A 14,481-nucleotide genomic window follows, 5' to 3' on the forward strand; every position below is an offset into this window, starting at 1 on the left:
ATATCTCTCGCAATGTCCGGGCGAAAAAAAAGCGCAGTCCGTCTCCGGCTGCGCCTTCTCTTGCACATCATCCGTTAAGGACGTTTGCGCTCGACCGCACGTAACAGATGGGTCGGCGGTGTTTCACAGCTGATCTTTTTACCCAGCAGCGCTTCGATGGACGGTAGCTGGTACGAATCGTCTTCGCCGGCAAAGCTGATCGACACGCCGTCAGCGCCGGCGCGACCCGTACGGCCGATGCGGTGCACGTAATCGTCCGGGACTTCCGGCAGGGTGAAGTTGATCACGTGGCTGATGCCATCGATGTGAATGCCGCGACCGGCAACATCGGTTGCGACCAATACGCGAATCTTGCCTTCGCGAAAGCCTTCCAGGGTTTTGATGCGCTTGTGCTGCGGCACATCGCCGGACAGTTGCGCCGCGTTGATGCCATCGCGTACCAGGCGTTCTTCAATGCGACGGACTTCGTCCTTGCGGTTGGCAAACACGATGACCCGTTCCCAACCGTTGTCGTTGACCAGGTTGTAAAGCAGTTTGTATTTATCGGCACCCGCCACCGCATAGATGTGCTGTTCGACGTTTTCATTGGCCACGTTGGTGACTTCGATTTCGACGATCGCCGGGTCGGTGGTCCATTGCTTGGCCAGGTTCATCACGTCATCGGTGAAGGTCGCCGAGAACAGCAGGGTCTGGCGTTCGGATTTCGGAGGCGTCTGGCGAATGATCTGGCGCACTTGCGGAATGAAACCCATGTCGAGCATGCGGTCGGCTTCGTCCAGCACCATGACTTCGACCATGTCCAGGTGCACATCGCCGCGCTGGTTGAAGTCCAGCAGGCGGCCCGGGGTGGCCACGAGGATGTCGCAGTGGCGGGCTTCGAGGTGCTTGAGTTGCTTGTCGAAATCCATGCCGCCCACGAACGTCATGACGTTGAGGCCGGTGTACTTGGTCAGGTCCGCGGCGTCCTTGGCAATCTGCACCACCAGTTCGCGGGTGGGCGCGATGATCAGTGCCCGCGGCTCGCCCATGTAGCGCTCTTTCGGCGGCGGGGTTTGCAGCAACTGGGTGATGATCGAAATCAGGAACGCTGCCGTTTTACCTGTACCCGTCTGGGCGCGGCCGATGGCGTCTTTACCTGCCAGGGTGAAACCCAGGACCTGCGCCTGGATAGGCGTGCAGTAGGGGAAACCGAGATCCTGGATGGCGTGCATCAGCTCCGGCGCGAGCTTGAAATCGTGGAAGCGGGTTTTGCCTTCCTGAGGCTCGACGACGAAGTCCTCGAGCTTCCAGGGAATGACCGGCGCCTTGGGCTTGGGCTCGCGGCGTGGTTTTGCAGGCTTCGCGGGTTCGCTGTGCGGTGCCTTGGCGTGAGTGGCTTCGGCGGTGGCGATGGCCGGCGCGGACTTTGGTGCGCGTTTTGCGGTCGCTTCGGCGACGTCCCGTTCAGGCTGCTGACCTTCGCTGCGCTGTGCAATGGCTTGGGGCGCGGCGCTGGAGGTGGGGGCGAGCTGCTCAGCCTCGCTTTTACCGAACATTTTCTTGAGTGCTTTGAGCACGGTCATCTCATCAATAGGTTAAGTGCCGGCCAGTGTAATGCAAGAAACGGGCGCGGCGTAGTGGGAGGGATCAATGGGCCGTGTGAGGCCGCCGTTAACGCAGGCGCTCGGCCAGCCAGACACCGACGTCGCGAATCTCCTCGGGTAACACTTCGTGCCCCATTGGGTATTCCTGCCATGTCACGGTGACACCATGCTGCTTCAAATATTCGTAGGCGCTGCGCCCCATGGCGTTTTGCACCACGTCATCGTACTGGCCGTGCAGGCAGATCACCGGGATACGCTGTTGGCTCGCGCAGAGCTGCAGTTCGTCACTGAACGTGGGTGCATAGGTGGAGAGGGCAAGTACGCCCCCCAAGGGGCCCTGCCATTTCAGAAACGCGGTGTGTAACACCACGGCGCCACCCTGGGAAAAACCTGCCAGGAAGATCCGAGAGGCGTCTATTCCGCTGGCACGCTGTGTCTCGATCAGCTCGATAACCCGATCCGCCGAGGCTTCCAGTTGCTCACGGCTGATGGCTCGCGCCGGGCTCATGGCCAGGATGTCGTACCAGCTCGGCATCTCGTAGCCACCGTTGATGGTGACAGCGCGGGTGGGGGCCTGTGGCAGAACGAAACGTGTGCTCAGCAGGCTTTCCTGCAAGGCTTCGGCCACCGGCAGGAAGTCGAAGCGGTCGGCCCCCAGGCCGTGCAGCCAGATGACGCAGGCGTCCGGGGTCCTGACGGGTTCAAGTATCAACGGCTCGCTCATGGCTGCTCCAATTGTGTGCGTGCGCTCTTAATGAGTGCGTGATCTGAGTGCGTACCGGGTTGATCAGTTACGAAGATGTCGCAAGGCTGAAAGTTTCGCTATTGACCTGTCGGTGAAGTGCCCCGACGAGCGGTCTGGTACGGCGTTTGCTAAGAGGTTGTTCGTAAGATTAATCCCACGCCTGTCGGTAACACTATCAGGCCATTGTTCCTGGTGGGATAGCAATAAATCCGGTGATGGATGTTCGCCAGTGGCCGACTCGGGCTTAGCGAACGTGAAAGGGCTACAGCCCGTTCGGCCGACTGGTGAGAAGTGAGTGATCCATTCGGTGGATTTTCTCCTACTAGACTCATAGCGCGGTCTCTACGTCGGTTGATCCCAAAAGAAGCCAACACGGGTCAACAACGCCTCAAAAGGGTGCGACAGGAATCACGCTCCGACACAACAAGAGCAAAACTGGAGGTTTGAATGAAGATGTTGAAATCCACCCTGGCCGTCGTGACTGCAGCCGCAGTGCTTGGCGTCAGCGGGTTCGCTCAGGCGGGTGCAACCCTGGATGCAGTGCAGAAGAAAGGTTTCGTGCAGTGTGGCGTCAGCGATGGTCTGCCAGGCTTCTCGGTTCCTGATTCCACCGGCAAGATCGTTGGTATCGACGCTGACGTCTGCCGCGCCGTGGCCGCAGCTGTATTTGGCGATGCGACCAAGGTCAAGTTCAGCCAGTTGAACGCCAAGGAGCGCTTCACCGCGCTGCAATCGGGCGAAATCGACATCCTGTCGCGCAACACCACCATGACCAGCTCCCGCGACGCGGGCATGGGCCTGAAATTCCCGGGCTTCATTACCTACTACGATGGCATCGGCTTCCTGGCCAACCAGAAACTGGGCGTGAAAAGTGCCAAGGAACTGGACGGCGCGACCGTCTGCATCCAGGCCGGTACCACGACCGAGCTGAACGTTTCCGACTACTTCCGCGCCAACGGCCTGAAGTACACCCCGATCACTTTCGACACCTCCGATGAAAGCGCCAAGTCGCTGGAATCCGGTCGTTGCGACGTGCTGACCTCCGACAAGTCCCAGCTGTTCGCTCAACGCAGCAAGCTGGCTGCGCCGAAGGACTACGTGGTTCTGCCGGAAACCATTTCCAAGGAGCCGCTGGGCCCGGTCGTGCGTAATGGCGACGACGAGTGGCTGGCCATCGTGCGCTGGGTTGGCTACGCCATGCTCAACGCTGAAGAGGCAGGCGTCACCTCGAAAAACGTTGAAGCTGAAGCCAAGTCCACCAAGAACCCGGACGTCGCTCGTCTGCTGGGTGCTGACGGTGAATACGGCAAAGACCTGAAAGTGAAGAAAGACTGGGTCGTGCAGATCGTCAAGCAAGTCGGTAACTACGGTGAAGTGTTCGAGAAAAACCTCGGCAAGAGCACTCCGCTGGAAATCGACCGCGGGCTGAACGCCTTGTGGAACGCTGGCGGCATTCAGTACGCACCACCAGTGCGCTAATGGTTCTATCACCCGGCAGGCCAACTGCCGGGTGATGTTCTGTTCCATTCTTTGCGGGGCACTTCATGCAAAATTCAATCGGCGCACCAAAGCAGAGGCTCAGCCTCAGCGATCCAAAAGTGCGTGCGTGGCTCTTCCAGATCATCACCATTGTCGCGGTGGTCTCGATGGGCTGGTACCTGTTCGACAACACCCAGACCAACCTTCAGCACCGGGGCATCACCTCCGGTTTTGACTTTCTGGAGCGCAGTGCCGGTTTCGGCATCGCCCAGCACCTGATCGACTACACCGAAGCGGACAGCTATGCCCGGGTGTTTGTCATCGGCCTGCTCAATACCTTGCTGGTGAGCTTCATCGGCGTGGTGCTGGCCACTATTCTCGGCTTCATCATCGGCGTGGCGCGCCTTTCCAAGAACTGGATCATCGCCAAGCTGGCGACCGTCTACGTCGAGATCTTCCGTAACATCCCGCCGCTGTTGCAAATCCTGTTTTGGTATTTCGCGGTTTTCCTGACCATGCCAGGCCCGCGTAACAGCCACAATTTCGGCGACACCTTCTTTGTCAGCAGCCGTGGCCTGAACATGCCGGGCGCTGTGGTCGCTGACGGTTTATGGCCGTTCCTGGCAAGCATCGTGGTCGCGATCGTCGCCATCGTGCTGATGAGTCGCTGGGCGAACAAACGGTTCAATGAAACCGGTGAGCCATTCCACAAGTTCTGGGTCGGCCTGGCGTTGTTCCTGGTGATCCCGGCCTTGTGCACCCTGGTTTTTGGCGCACCTGTGCATTGGGAGATGCCTGTACTCAAGGGCTTCAACTTCGTCGGCGGGTGGGTGTTGATCCCGGAACTGCTGGCACTGACCCTTGCACTGACCGTGTACACCGCGGCGTTCATCGCCGAAATCGTGCGCTCGGGTATCAAGTCGGTCAGCCATGGCCAGACCGAAGCGGCTCACTCGCTCGGCCTGCGCAACGGCCCGACCCTGCGCAAGGTGATCATCCCGCAAGCCCTGCGCGTGATCATTCCACCGCTGACCAGCCAGTACTTGAACCTGGTGAAGAACTCGTCGTTGGCCGCCGGTATCGGTTATCCGGAAATGGTGTCGCTGTTCGCCGGCACCGTGCTGAACCAGACCGGTCAGGCGATCGAAGTGATTGCCATCACCATGAGCGTCTACCTGGCGATCAGCATCAGCATTTCCCTGCTGATGAACTGGTACAACAAGCGCATTGCGCTGATCGAGCGGTAAGGAAAAGCGCATGAGTACTCATACTTTCAAACCTGACATGCCACCACCGAGCAGTAGCATCGGTATCGTGGCGTGGATGCGCGCGAACATGTTCTCCAGTTGGCTCAATACCCTGCTGACCCTGTTCGCGTTCTACCTCATATACCTTGTGGTTCCACCGATCCTGCAGTGGGCGATCATCGACGCCAACTGGGTCGGCACCACTCGTGCGGACTGCACCAAGGAGGGCGCCTGCTGGGTGTTCATCCAGCAGCGTATTGGCCAGTTCATGTACGGCTACTACCCGCCGGAACTGCGCTGGCGCGTGGACCTGACCGTATGGTTGGCGGTCCTCGGCGCAGCACCGCTGTTCATCTCGCGCTTCCCGCGCAAAGCGGTGTACGGCCTGTGCTTCCTGGTGCTGTACCCGATCATCGCCTGGTGCCTGCTGCATGGTGGCGTGTTTGGCCTGCAACAAGTGGCAACGAGCCAGTGGGGCGGCCTGATGCTGACCCTGGTCATCGCCACGGTGGGTATCGCCGGTGCGTTGCCGCTGGGGATTGTCCTGGCGCTGGGGCGACGTTCCAACATGCCGGCCATTCGTGTGGTCTGCGTGACCTTCATCGAGTTCTGGCGTGGCGTGCCGTTGATCACGGTGCTGTTCATGTCCTCGGTGATGCTGCCGTTGTTCCTGCCCGAAGGCATGAACTTCGACAAACTGCTGCGGGCATTGATCGGCGTGATCCTGTTCCAGTCGGCCTATGTGGCCGAAGTGGTGCGCGGGGGCCTGCAAGCGATTCCCAAGGGGCAGTACGAAGCGGCTGCGGCGATGGGCCTGGGTTACTGGCGCAGCATGGGCCTGGTGATTCTGCCGCAAGCCCTGAAGCTGGTGATCCCCGGCATCGTCAACACCTTCATTGCACTGTTCAAGGACACAAGCCTGGTGATCATCATCGGCCTGTTCGACCTGCTCAACAGTGTCAAGCAAGCCGCCGCCGATCCGAAATGGCTGGGCATGGCCACTGAAGGCTACGTGTTCGCCGCTCTGGTGTTCTGGATTTTCTGTTTTGGTATGTCGCGCTATTCCATGCATCTGGAACGCAAGCTCGACACAGGCCACAAGCGCTAAGTCGCTACCTATTTAGGAAGTTTTCTGATGAGCGAAGCAATCAAACAGCCTGTGAGCCCTGAAGGCATTATTCAGATGCAGGGCGTCAACAAGTGGTACGGTCAGTTCCACGTGTTGAAAGACATCAACCTGAACGTCAAGCAGGGCGAGCGTATCGTCCTGTGTGGCCCTTCGGGTTCGGGCAAGTCCACCACCATCCGCTGCCTCAACCGTCTGGAAGAGCACCAGCAGGGCCGCATCGTCGTTGATGGCGTGGAATTGACCAATGACCTCAAGCAGATCGAAGCGATCCGCCGTGAAGTCGGCATGGTGTTCCAGCACTTCAACCTGTTCCCGCACCTGACCATTTTGCAGAACTGCACCCTGGCGCCGATGTGGGTCCGCAAGATGCCCAAGCGCAAAGCCGAGGAAATCGCCATGCACTACCTGGAGCGCGTACGCATTCCGGAGCAGGCGCACAAGTATCCGGGGCAACTGTCCGGTGGTCAGCAGCAGCGTGTGGCGATTGCTCGTGCGCTGTGCATGAAGCCGAAAATCATGCTGTTCGACGAACCGACCTCGGCCCTCGACCCGGAAATGGTGAAAGAAGTACTGGACACCATGATCGGCCTGGCTGAAGACGGCATGACCATGCTCTGCGTGACCCACGAAATGGGCTTTGCCCGCACCGTGGCCAACCGCGTGATCTTCATGGACAAGGGCGAAATCGTCGAACAGGCCGCGCCGAACGACTTCTTCGACAACCCGCAGAACGACCGCACCAAACTGTTCCTGAGCCAGATCCTGCATTGATTGGCTTCAGGCACTGAAATGAACCCGGACTTGTTCCGGGTTTTTTGTTCCCCCTGTAGGAGCGAGCATGTCGAGGCGTCGAACCGTCGCGATGTTCGTCAACGATAACGTGGGCTGTCTGTATTCCAGCGGTGGCCGGGCTACCATCGCGAGCATGCTCGCTCCTACAGTACAGATACGGGGTTTCAGGAATCCGCCAGGATTTCGTGCGCTTCATGCGTAACACGTTTGAAACCGCGAAAGTCCGCACCCTCGGCCAACACTTTCGCATCGCTGAGCAAATGCGGGTAGCGATCGAGCAGCCGCATCAGCAGTATCAACGTCCTGGGGGCGGTGATCTCGCCGCGCTCATAGCGGGAAAACGCGTTGTGCCCGCCCCCGGAAAGCAGTTCCACCGCTTGCTTTTGCGTCAGGTTGAGTTTGCGGCGGATACGCTTCATCTCCTCGCCGATCATCTGGCGGCCGGCGATGATCAGTTCATCACCTGCAATCGAATAGCGCTCAGCGGAGTCGCTATCGAAGATGGCATCCCCGCATTTCTGGCATTCCCAACCACAAAGGTTGTCGAGCCGACGCTCCATGCCTTTGACGCTCTTGATGATTGTGCGGCCCTCGAAGCGTGTCATCCCCTCAGGCGCTCCGCAGGAATAGCATTGCTCTGTTTTCATGTGTTTTTCTCCTTGAAGGAGATCACCGGAGCCTTACCGTTTGAACGATAGGTAACCTTTACGTAGATCTCCATTTCACCAGAATGGGTGTGATAGACGTCCTGCCAGGTTCGGTGATCTGCATAGGTAGTCATCGACTTGTACAACATGCTGCGGTCCAGATCGAAAACGGTTTGCTGCATCTCGCTGAGCGTAAAGCCCAGGTCCTCAGCGCTCTCATGCGCTGCCCTGGTAAACCCGTTCCTTCCAAGCCGCCTGACATCCGCCTTGATCACAGCCAAGTCGTAATGGGGTGTGTTCTTTTCCATAAGAAACGTAAACCCTGTCCTTGAAACTACCCTCAAAGGGTAATTTTGACTAATCGAAAATACCGCTCGTTTTGCCTCCTTGTGACCCTAGGTGTTTGCCTTCCTACGCGAAGCTGATTACCCCGTCAGGCGATTCCTCGACTGATAGGGCGCGACGCCCAGACCCCTGTCGGAAATGTTCAGCCAACCTGTTCCTGCTTGCGCTTCATCGTGATCTGCACGGCGCGCAAGGCATTAAGACGGCCATGGCCGTAGTAGTGGCTGTGACCGTCCTGATCGTATTGACCCAGGGGGCCATCGTCGGCGTGGCCGATTTTGTCGCAGCATTCGGCGAGAATCCGACGAACCGACTCGCGATCCAGCGCCGGGTTGGCGCTCAGTATCAGGGCCGCCACACCGGCCGCGCCTGGGCAGGCACTGGAGGTGCCACTGAACGTTTCGATGAAGGCTGGGTGGGTGGTATCGGCGAATTTGCCGGACAGATCCGTGGTGCGAATGCCACGGGTCTGCGGGGTCGAAGTTGCGGGTTTGTACTTGGGGTCCGGGTGCGCCTGATCACCGCTGGGAAAGCAGCACCACAATGCCTTGCCGAAGTCACTGTAAGCGCTGCGGCGACTCTGGTCGTTGCATGCGCCCACGGCGATCACCATGGGATGGCTGGAATAACCATCATTGTCCAGGCTCTCGTTGCCGTTGCCCGCACCGAAAAAAATCACGCAGCCTTTGCCGGCGCGACCCTTGGTGGCCGCGTATTCAATGGCCAGGCGCGTGCTTGCGGCCAATGGAAATACCTGTGTATGCGGGGGATCGGACGGGTCAGCCCAATGTCCTTCAAGCGGTCCCCAGCTGCAGGAAATAATGTCAGCCCCTTGTTGCGCAGCCCAATAAAACGCGTCCGCTTCGGCCCGAGCGCCCAAGGGCCTGGTCAGCTTCAACGGCATGAGGCTGGCGCGGGGAGCCACGCCGCTGGCACCGCCATCGCCATTGGCACAGGCAACACTCGCTGCCGCAGTGCCGTGGCGTTCGAGGGCGTTTTTCGGCCTCGGGCCTGACGCGGCATTACGTCGGTCGAAGTTTCGTGCGCCGACGATCTTGGCTGTGCCGGCGAACTCGGGATGGTCGATGTCGAAGGCATCGTCAATGATCGCGATGACGACGCCTTCACCTTGAGCCAATACATGGGCAGCCTCGACATTGGCGCTGGCATCGATCTCGAATTGGTAACTGACGACGGTTTTTTTCAAATGCCACTGGTTGTGATGGATCGCCCGTCGTTGGCCCTGACGCAGCATTTCCGGGTGGCAATACTCGACGTCCCGGCGCTCGAGCAATTGCCGAGAGAACGAGCACACTTGCGTGCCATGATTGTCCTGATGATGAACGAAGAAAGCGTTTGTCGCGTAGGGCGCCACGTGTTTGATCTGCAGATTCAGTGCCGCGAGGATTTCCAGGCATCGCGCGGGCGCCAGCTCATCGATGAACTTCAGGAACATGTTTTCGGTGTAGAGAATCGGTTCCCGGGTGAGAGGGTCCACCAGTACGCTGCCGGCGAAACGTACGTCGGGCAACTCGCGCAGCATGGCTTTGCGCAGGGTGGCATCGGCCTGATCCGGTAATTTGTAAACCTGCACCTGCGCATCTTCCACGTCGAACAGCAGCTCACTGCCTGCCAACGCATGGTGGGCGGCTTCACGGCACAGTGTTGAAGCCAGAGTAACCCCAGCCTCAGCGCGCACAGCCAGCAGTTGCCGGTCCTTTTCGAGAAAAAACGAACGGCTGTTCTTTGTGCCGAAATTGACTTCTTCCATCGGTTTCTTCCATCCGTTGTCGGGGGAGCGAGCCATGTCACCCGTTCCGAAGTCCGAAGTCTGCCGCCGCTCTACCGGGGGGGATGTAGGTCGTCGCTCCTCGGGTGGGTGGGAAACGGCCTCTGAGCGAGGCGAAAAGGAGTTGCCGCGATGTCAGAAGCTGACTAGCATGTCAAATAATTCATCCTATGATTGGACGAAAGCAAACTTTCCATGTCTGAAATTCTTCCGATAATCAAACGCTCCCTCGTCGACCAAGCCCTGGAGCGACTGCGGCTGCGCATAACCGAGGGCGTGTGGACCGTGGGCCAGCGCCTGCCTACCGAGCCTGAGCTGTCCGCCGAACTGGGCGTCAGCCGTAACACCGTGCGCGAAGCCATGCGGGTGCTCGCGTTTTCTGGGTTGATCGAGATTCGCCAGGGTGACGGCAGCTACCTGCGGGCAGTGGTCGATCCATTGGACACCGTGAAAGCCTTGTCGCGCTGCTCCCAGGAGCAGGCACGCGAGACCCGGCACATCCTTGAAGTGGAAGCGATCGGCCTGGCGGCCTTGCGTCGCACCGACGCAGACCTGTTGGCGTTGCGCGAGGCGCTGGGCGTGAGCGGCAGTCACTACCACGGCGATCTCGACACCTACATCGCCTGTGACCTGGTGTTCCATCGCCTCCTGGTGGACGCCGCGCATAACCCGACCCTTAGCGAGTTGTACCGTTATTTTTCCAGTGTCGTCGGCGCGCAATTGCGCCACTGCCTGAACATCTCCCCGCGCCGCCAGGAAGTGTTCGACCTGCACATCGAACTGCTCGATGCCGTGGAACAACGTGACCCGGAACGGGCAAAAGCGCTGTCGAGGCAGTTGATCAATGAACCTTGAAACCGAGAAAACCATGTCCAGCCGCAACACCCAAGGCACCGAAGCCAAACGCTCGGCCGAGCTCGATGAATTACTGATCGACGCCGAGGCCGATGATGAGCAGGTCCAACAGAGCCATCCGCTGCTGCGTCGTCCGTGGCTGTTGCTGCTGGGCCTGATTCTGGTGGCGTTGAACTTGCGTCCGGCGCTGTCGAGCATGGCGCCGATGCTCAGCGACGTGTCGAAGTCCCTGGGGTTGTCCGCGGCGCAGGCCGGTCTGCTGACCACGTTGCCGGTTCTCTGCCTGGGTTTGTTCGCGCCGCTGGCACCGGTGCTGGCGCGCCGCGTTGGTGCGGAGCGTGTCGTGCTGGGCATTCTCCTGACGCTGGCGGGCGGGATCGTGCTGCGCAGTTCCTTCGGGGCCATCGGCCTGTTCAGCGGCAGCGTGCTGGCCGGTGCCAGTATCGGCATCATTGGTGTGCTGCTGCCGGGCATCGTCAAGCGCGACTTCCCGAAGCAGGCCGGGACCATGACCGGCGTCTACACCATGGCCCTGTGCCTGGGCGCGGCCATGGCGGCGGGCGCGACCGTCCCGTTGAGCGAGCACTTCGATAAAAGCTGGGCCCTTGGCCTGGGCTTCTGGGTGGTCCCGGCGCTGGTGGCCGGTTTGTTCTGGTTGCCGCAAGTCGGTCAGAGACAGGGCGCCCACAACGTTGCTTATCGAGTGCGCGGTTTGTTGCGCGATCGACTGGCCTGGCAGGTTACGGCTTACATGGGGCTGCAATCGTCCCTGGCGTACATTGTGTTCGGGTGGCTGCCGTCGATCCTGATGGGTCGCGGCCTGACCCCGACCCAGGCGGGCCTGGTGCTGTCGGGCTCGGTCATCATTCAGCTGATCAGCTCCCTGACGGCCCCTTGGTTGGCCACTCGTGGCAGGGATCAACGCCCGGCTATCGTGATCGTCATGCTGATGACGCTCGGCGGTTTGTTCGGTTGCCTTTACGCGCCGATCGAAGGCCTGTGGGGTTGGGCGATTCTGCTGGGTCTGGGGCAGGGTGCGACCTTCAGCCTGGCGCTGACGCTGATCGTGCTGCGCTCGCGTGATTCCCATGTGGCGGCGAACCTGTCGAGCATGGCCCAGGGCTTCGGTTATACCCTGGCGTCCCTGGGCCCGTTCGCGGTCGGCATCGTCCACGACTGGACCGGCGGCTGGAGCGCCGTCGGTTGGATCTTTGGCGTGATCGGCCTTGGTGCAATCGTCGCGGGCCTCGGGGCCGGGCGTTCGCTGTACGTCCAGGTGACCAGCGAAAAAGTCTGACTCACAGGTAGACCACATCCAGCGTCGCCGAACCGTCGAGCTGGATGTCGGCGCTCACGTCCAGTTCGGACGTCGGGGAAATGACGGTTTCGACGGTCACCCGGCTGCTCAGGTTCTGAATCGCAATCGGTCCGGCGCTGCTACCGGCCACGTCTGTGAACCCGAGGTAACTTCTGGCGCCCACCGGTATTGGTCGGCTGCTCGACGTGCTCCAGGCCATGCCGCCGGTGGTGGAGTCGGTGCGAAAGACCTGCGCCAGTTCATCTGCTACGGTCTGGGTTGGATCGAAGTTCAGCGAGTACAGGCCAATCTTGTTGCCGCTGATGTCGTGACTCAGCCCATAGTAAATCTCGCTGTTGACGATGGCGGAGCCGTCGCGATTGTCGCGCATCACCAGGGCAAAGCGTGCCGGACCATTGCACTGGAGGGTGAATTCGAGGGTCTTGTCGCGCAGCTGCGTTCGCTTGTCGACGCTCAGGTCCTTGTATGAAATCTTTCCGTAATCAACGAGGCCGTTGTTTGAAAGGCCTGGCGTGCACGCGATGGGCGTTATCCGGCCCTTGACGCTCAGGTCTACGGTGGAGGCGGCGAGGGCCTCAGGGATGTTAATCAGGAGCAATGTGGCCCAGAGTGCGGCGAGATGGCGTGTCATGTTCATGTTGTCCTTTTCGTTGGCCGGGTGTCAGTGCCCAGGGCATGGCGCCCTGGGCCAACTCGGTTGGGTCAGAGGTATTTCATTTCCAGCGTGGCCGCCCCGTCGATGCTGACTTCATTGCTCAGGTCGAGGTTGTTCGCAGGCGAGATGGACGCACCGATGACCAATTCCATGTCCAGGTCTTTAACGAGGATCGGTTGGCTTAAATCTGCTTTGTCGGCGACCGATACGTAATAACCTGGGGTCCAGAACAAATGACCGACCCAGCCCGCCTGGCCATCCTCTGATTTGATCGCCTGTACCGACTGGCCGTCAGCGACCGCGCTGGACATGCCCAGCAAGTACCGTCCAATGTTCTGGGTGTCGTTGATTTTCCCGAGGCCGAATGCCGTGCTCAGATCGCTGGAGCCTGCGCGGTTGTCGATGCCTTGGAGAGCGAAACGGGTAGCGGCGTCGCAATTGACACTCAGGTTTACAGTGCGTGGCTCAAGGTTCGTGCTGGTGGTCGGGTTCAGGTCTTTGGCCGAAATCTTGCCGTAGTCGACATTGCCGCTCCCGGACAGGCTCGGCGAGCAGGCATTGGGTGTGATGGTGCCAGTGACCGCCAGGTCGGTGCTTGAGACTGCCAGGGCAAGGGGCACGATACTGGCAAAGGCGAAAGCGGACAGGGCTGCAAGGTATTTCTTCATCTTTATCTCTCTCTTTTCAGGTTGTTTTCCCGACGTGCCCAAGGCCTTTTACCCTGGGTTTGGCAGGTTGGGGGCTGGTGCTACAGGTAAATGATCTCGATCGTTCCCGCGCCATCCAGATCGATGACGTGGCTCAGGTCCAGGCTGTCGGTAGGCGCGATCACGGCGTTGACGGTCACGCGGGTGCTCAGGTTCTGGATCATCGCCGGCCCCGTGCTGCGACCGGCGGTGTCGGAGAAGCTCAGGTAAGTGTTTTTGGCCAGGGCAATCGGGTTTGCACTGGCGCTGCTCCATGCCACACCGGCACTGTTGGAGTCGGTGCGATACAGACGAGCGAAGCTGTCGGCGGCGGCGTTGGCCGGGTCGATGTTGACTGAGTAATGGCCGATCCTGTTGTTGCGCGTATCAAGGCCGAGGCCGTAGGACGCGTCGCCGTCGACGGTTGCCGAACCGGCACGGTTGTCGTGCATGATCAAGGCAAAGGCCGTGGGCGCATCGCAACCCACGCGCAACAGTAACGAGCGAGGTGCCAGGAGCGTGGGCTGGGTGGCATTCAGGTCATTGATGGTCAGGTTGCCGAAGTCGACCACGCCACCATTGGACAGCGCCGGCTCGCACGCGGCCGGCGCGAAGCGCGCACGCAATGTCGCCTCGCGGCTGGTCCCGGCGGCGATCGCGTCAAACACGCCGGTCGTCTCCCAGGCCAGTGCATCACGGACCTGCATACCGTGTTCCTGCACCCAGGCGGATAGCTCGAGTTGGGCCGAGAAGGTGCTCCCCCGCGCCGGTACGCCAGACAGCAGCGGAACAACCCCATGATCGGGTCGCCAGATCAGTTGCGAGGCGGTTTGCGCGGGTGGTTGGCCGGCACCGGCAATCAATCCGAGTTCAACTGACTGACCGTCCAACACCCCATCGCGAATCCGGATCTGATAACTGCCCCGGTCGGCGAAATGGAAACGCTTGTTGGTGGCCGCCATGGCCCGGTAAAACAGGCTCATGTCGACGGGCGCTGGACAATTGAGGGTCAGGCTCAATCGACGGTCGCCCAGGTGGCGCTCCTGTGCGATGCCAGGGCGAATCGCTCGGTTCATCAGGCCGTAATCGAGCACCGGCTGGCTGAGGGTGAGTTGACAGTTCTCGGCCGACGCCGAGGCCAGAGGCGTGAACCCGCTCAATGCCAAGGGGGCAAGCAGGACGAGTAGGGAGCGGGACAGGTTCATGCAGTC

General features: G+C 60.1%; 14 protein-coding genes. 6 read left to right on the forward strand and 8 right to left on the reverse strand.

Features of this window, described 5'->3' with window-relative positions; all coding sequences use genetic code 11:
* Positions 1-74 precede the first annotated feature (74 nt).
* Both rhlB and AB4O36_RS01785 read right to left on the reverse strand, forming a co-directional pair.
* Entirely contained in the window at positions 75-1,562 is a 1,488-nt protein-coding gene (gene rhlB, locus AB4O36_RS01780) for an ATP-dependent RNA helicase RhlB (RefSeq protein ID WP_460140946.1), read from the reverse strand.
* Between the two features lie 88 nt (positions 1,563-1,650).
* Entirely contained in the window at positions 1,651-2,307 is a 657-nt protein-coding gene (locus AB4O36_RS01785; protein ID WP_460121131.1) for an alpha/beta hydrolase, read from the reverse strand.
* Between the two features lie 468 nt (positions 2,308-2,775).
* On the opposite strand from AB4O36_RS01785, the gene AB4O36_RS01790 reads away from it, so the two are divergent.
* The 4 genes from AB4O36_RS01790 to AB4O36_RS01805 all read left to right on the forward strand — a co-directional run bounded on the left by AB4O36_RS01790 (position 2,776) and on the right by AB4O36_RS01805 (position 6,954).
* Entirely contained in the window at positions 2,776-3,807 is a 1,032-nt protein-coding gene (locus AB4O36_RS01790) for an amino acid ABC transporter substrate-binding protein (RefSeq protein WP_460121133.1), read from the forward strand.
* 65 nt (positions 3,808-3,872) lie between these two features.
* The gene (locus tag AB4O36_RS01795; RefSeq protein ID WP_460121136.1) at positions 3,873-5,054 is read left to right on the forward strand and encodes an amino acid ABC transporter permease; all 1,182 of its coding nucleotides are present in this window, start codon (positions 3,873-3,875) and stop codon (positions 5,052-5,054) included.
* Between the two features lie 10 nt (positions 5,055-5,064).
* Positions 5,065-6,162, forward strand: a complete 1,098-nt coding sequence (locus AB4O36_RS01800; protein ID WP_460121138.1) for an amino acid ABC transporter permease — start codon at positions 5,065-5,067, stop codon at positions 6,160-6,162.
* 27 nt (positions 6,163-6,189) lie between these two features.
* Positions 6,190-6,954, forward strand: a complete 765-nt coding sequence (locus tag AB4O36_RS01805; protein ID WP_003178331.1) for an amino acid ABC transporter ATP-binding protein — start codon at positions 6,190-6,192, stop codon at positions 6,952-6,954.
* 185 nt (positions 6,955-7,139) lie between these two features.
* Here AB4O36_RS01805 and AB4O36_RS01810 read toward each other — a convergent pair whose 3' ends face one another.
* The 3 genes from AB4O36_RS01810 to AB4O36_RS01820 all read right to left on the reverse strand — a co-directional run bounded on the left by AB4O36_RS01810 (position 7,140) and on the right by AB4O36_RS01820 (position 9,738).
* On the reverse strand, positions 7,140-7,622 hold the full coding sequence (locus AB4O36_RS01810) for a type II toxin-antitoxin system MqsA family antitoxin (protein WP_460121141.1): 483 nt from the start codon (positions 7,620-7,622) through the stop codon (positions 7,140-7,142).
* Positions 7,619-7,930, reverse strand: a complete 312-nt coding sequence (locus AB4O36_RS01815) for a type II toxin-antitoxin system MqsR family toxin (RefSeq protein ID WP_460140947.1) — start codon at positions 7,928-7,930, stop codon at positions 7,619-7,621. The genes AB4O36_RS01810 and AB4O36_RS01815 overlap by 4 nt, the downstream gene beginning before the upstream one ends.
* A gap of 179 nt (positions 7,931-8,109) precedes the next feature.
* A complete protein-coding gene (locus AB4O36_RS01820) occupies positions 8,110-9,738 on the reverse strand; it encodes a S8 family peptidase (RefSeq protein ID WP_460140948.1) in 1,629 nt (542 codons plus the stop codon).
* 213 nt (positions 9,739-9,951) lie between these two features.
* On the opposite strand from AB4O36_RS01820, the gene AB4O36_RS01825 reads away from it, so the two are divergent.
* A complete protein-coding gene (locus AB4O36_RS01825) occupies positions 9,952-10,611 on the forward strand; it encodes a FadR/GntR family transcriptional regulator (RefSeq protein WP_460121149.1) in 660 nt (219 codons plus the stop codon).
* Positions 10,601-11,908 (forward strand): CynX/NimT family MFS transporter, encoded by a 1,308-nt coding sequence (locus tag AB4O36_RS01830; protein WP_460140949.1) that lies wholly within the window; start codon positions 10,601-10,603, stop codon positions 11,906-11,908. Before AB4O36_RS01825 ends, AB4O36_RS01830 begins: the two co-directional genes overlap by 11 nt.
* 1 nt (position 11,909) lies before the next feature.
* Here the strand turns inward: AB4O36_RS01830 and AB4O36_RS01835 are convergent, their stop codons facing one another.
* The 3 genes from AB4O36_RS01835 to AB4O36_RS01845 all read right to left on the reverse strand — a co-directional run bounded on the left by AB4O36_RS01835 (position 11,910) and on the right by AB4O36_RS01845 (position 14,475).
* Positions 11,910-12,560: a DUF1120 domain-containing protein gene (locus AB4O36_RS01835; protein ID WP_460121152.1), complete on the reverse strand. Its 651-nt coding sequence runs from the start codon at positions 12,558-12,560 to the stop codon at positions 11,910-11,912.
* A gap of 71 nt (positions 12,561-12,631) precedes the next feature.
* On the reverse strand, positions 12,632-13,252 hold the full coding sequence (locus AB4O36_RS01840) for a DUF1120 domain-containing protein (RefSeq protein WP_460121154.1): 621 nt from the start codon (positions 13,250-13,252) through the stop codon (positions 12,632-12,634).
* Positions 13,253-13,332: 80 nt separating this feature from the next.
* Complete coding sequence (locus tag AB4O36_RS01845) at positions 13,333-14,475, reverse strand: DUF1120 domain-containing protein (RefSeq protein ID WP_460140950.1); 1,143 nt, start codon at positions 14,473-14,475, stop codon at positions 13,333-13,335.
* Between the last annotated feature and the right edge of the window lie 6 nt (positions 14,476-14,481).

This window comes from Pseudomonas sp. S2_E01 (assembly GCF_054668365.1).

Bases quoted from the DNA above. Each gene is read 5' to 3' on its own strand.
- rhlB (WP_460140946.1), bottom strand. From the start codon at position 1,562: ATGACCGTGCTCAAAGCACTCAAGAAAATGTTCGGTAAAAGCGAGGCT.
- AB4O36_RS01785 (WP_460121131.1), bottom strand. From the start codon at position 2,307: ATGAGCGAGCCGTTGATACTTGAACCCGTCAGGACCCCGGACGCCTGC.
- AB4O36_RS01790 (WP_460121133.1), top strand. From the start codon at position 2,776: ATGAAGATGTTGAAATCCACCCTGGCCGTCGTGACTGCAGCCGCAGTG.
- AB4O36_RS01795 (WP_460121136.1), top strand. From the start codon at position 3,873: ATGCAAAATTCAATCGGCGCACCAAAGCAGAGGCTCAGCCTCAGCGAT.
- AB4O36_RS01800 (WP_460121138.1), top strand. From the start codon at position 5,065: ATGAGTACTCATACTTTCAAACCTGACATGCCACCACCGAGCAGTAGC.
- AB4O36_RS01805 (WP_003178331.1), top strand. From the start codon at position 6,190: ATGAGCGAAGCAATCAAACAGCCTGTGAGCCCTGAAGGCATTATTCAG.
- AB4O36_RS01810 (WP_460121141.1), bottom strand. From the start codon at position 7,622: ATGAAAACAGAGCAATGCTATTCCTGCGGAGCGCCTGAGGGGATGACA.
- AB4O36_RS01815 (WP_460140947.1), bottom strand. From the start codon at position 7,930: ATGGAAAAGAACACACCCCATTACGACTTGGCTGTGATCAAGGCGGAT.
- AB4O36_RS01820 (WP_460140948.1), bottom strand. From the start codon at position 9,738: ATGGAAGAAGTCAATTTCGGCACAAAGAACAGCCGTTCGTTTTTTCTC.
- AB4O36_RS01825 (WP_460121149.1), top strand. From the start codon at position 9,952: ATGTCTGAAATTCTTCCGATAATCAAACGCTCCCTCGTCGACCAAGCC.
- AB4O36_RS01830 (WP_460140949.1), top strand. From the start codon at position 10,601: ATGAACCTTGAAACCGAGAAAACCATGTCCAGCCGCAACACCCAAGGC.
- AB4O36_RS01835 (WP_460121152.1), bottom strand. From the start codon at position 12,560: ATGACACGCCATCTCGCCGCACTCTGGGCCACATTGCTCCTGATTAAC.
- AB4O36_RS01840 (WP_460121154.1), bottom strand. From the start codon at position 13,252: ATGAAGAAATACCTTGCAGCCCTGTCCGCTTTCGCCTTTGCCAGTATC.
- AB4O36_RS01845 (WP_460140950.1), bottom strand. From the start codon at position 14,475: ATGAACCTGTCCCGCTCCCTACTCGTCCTGCTTGCCCCCTTGGCATTG.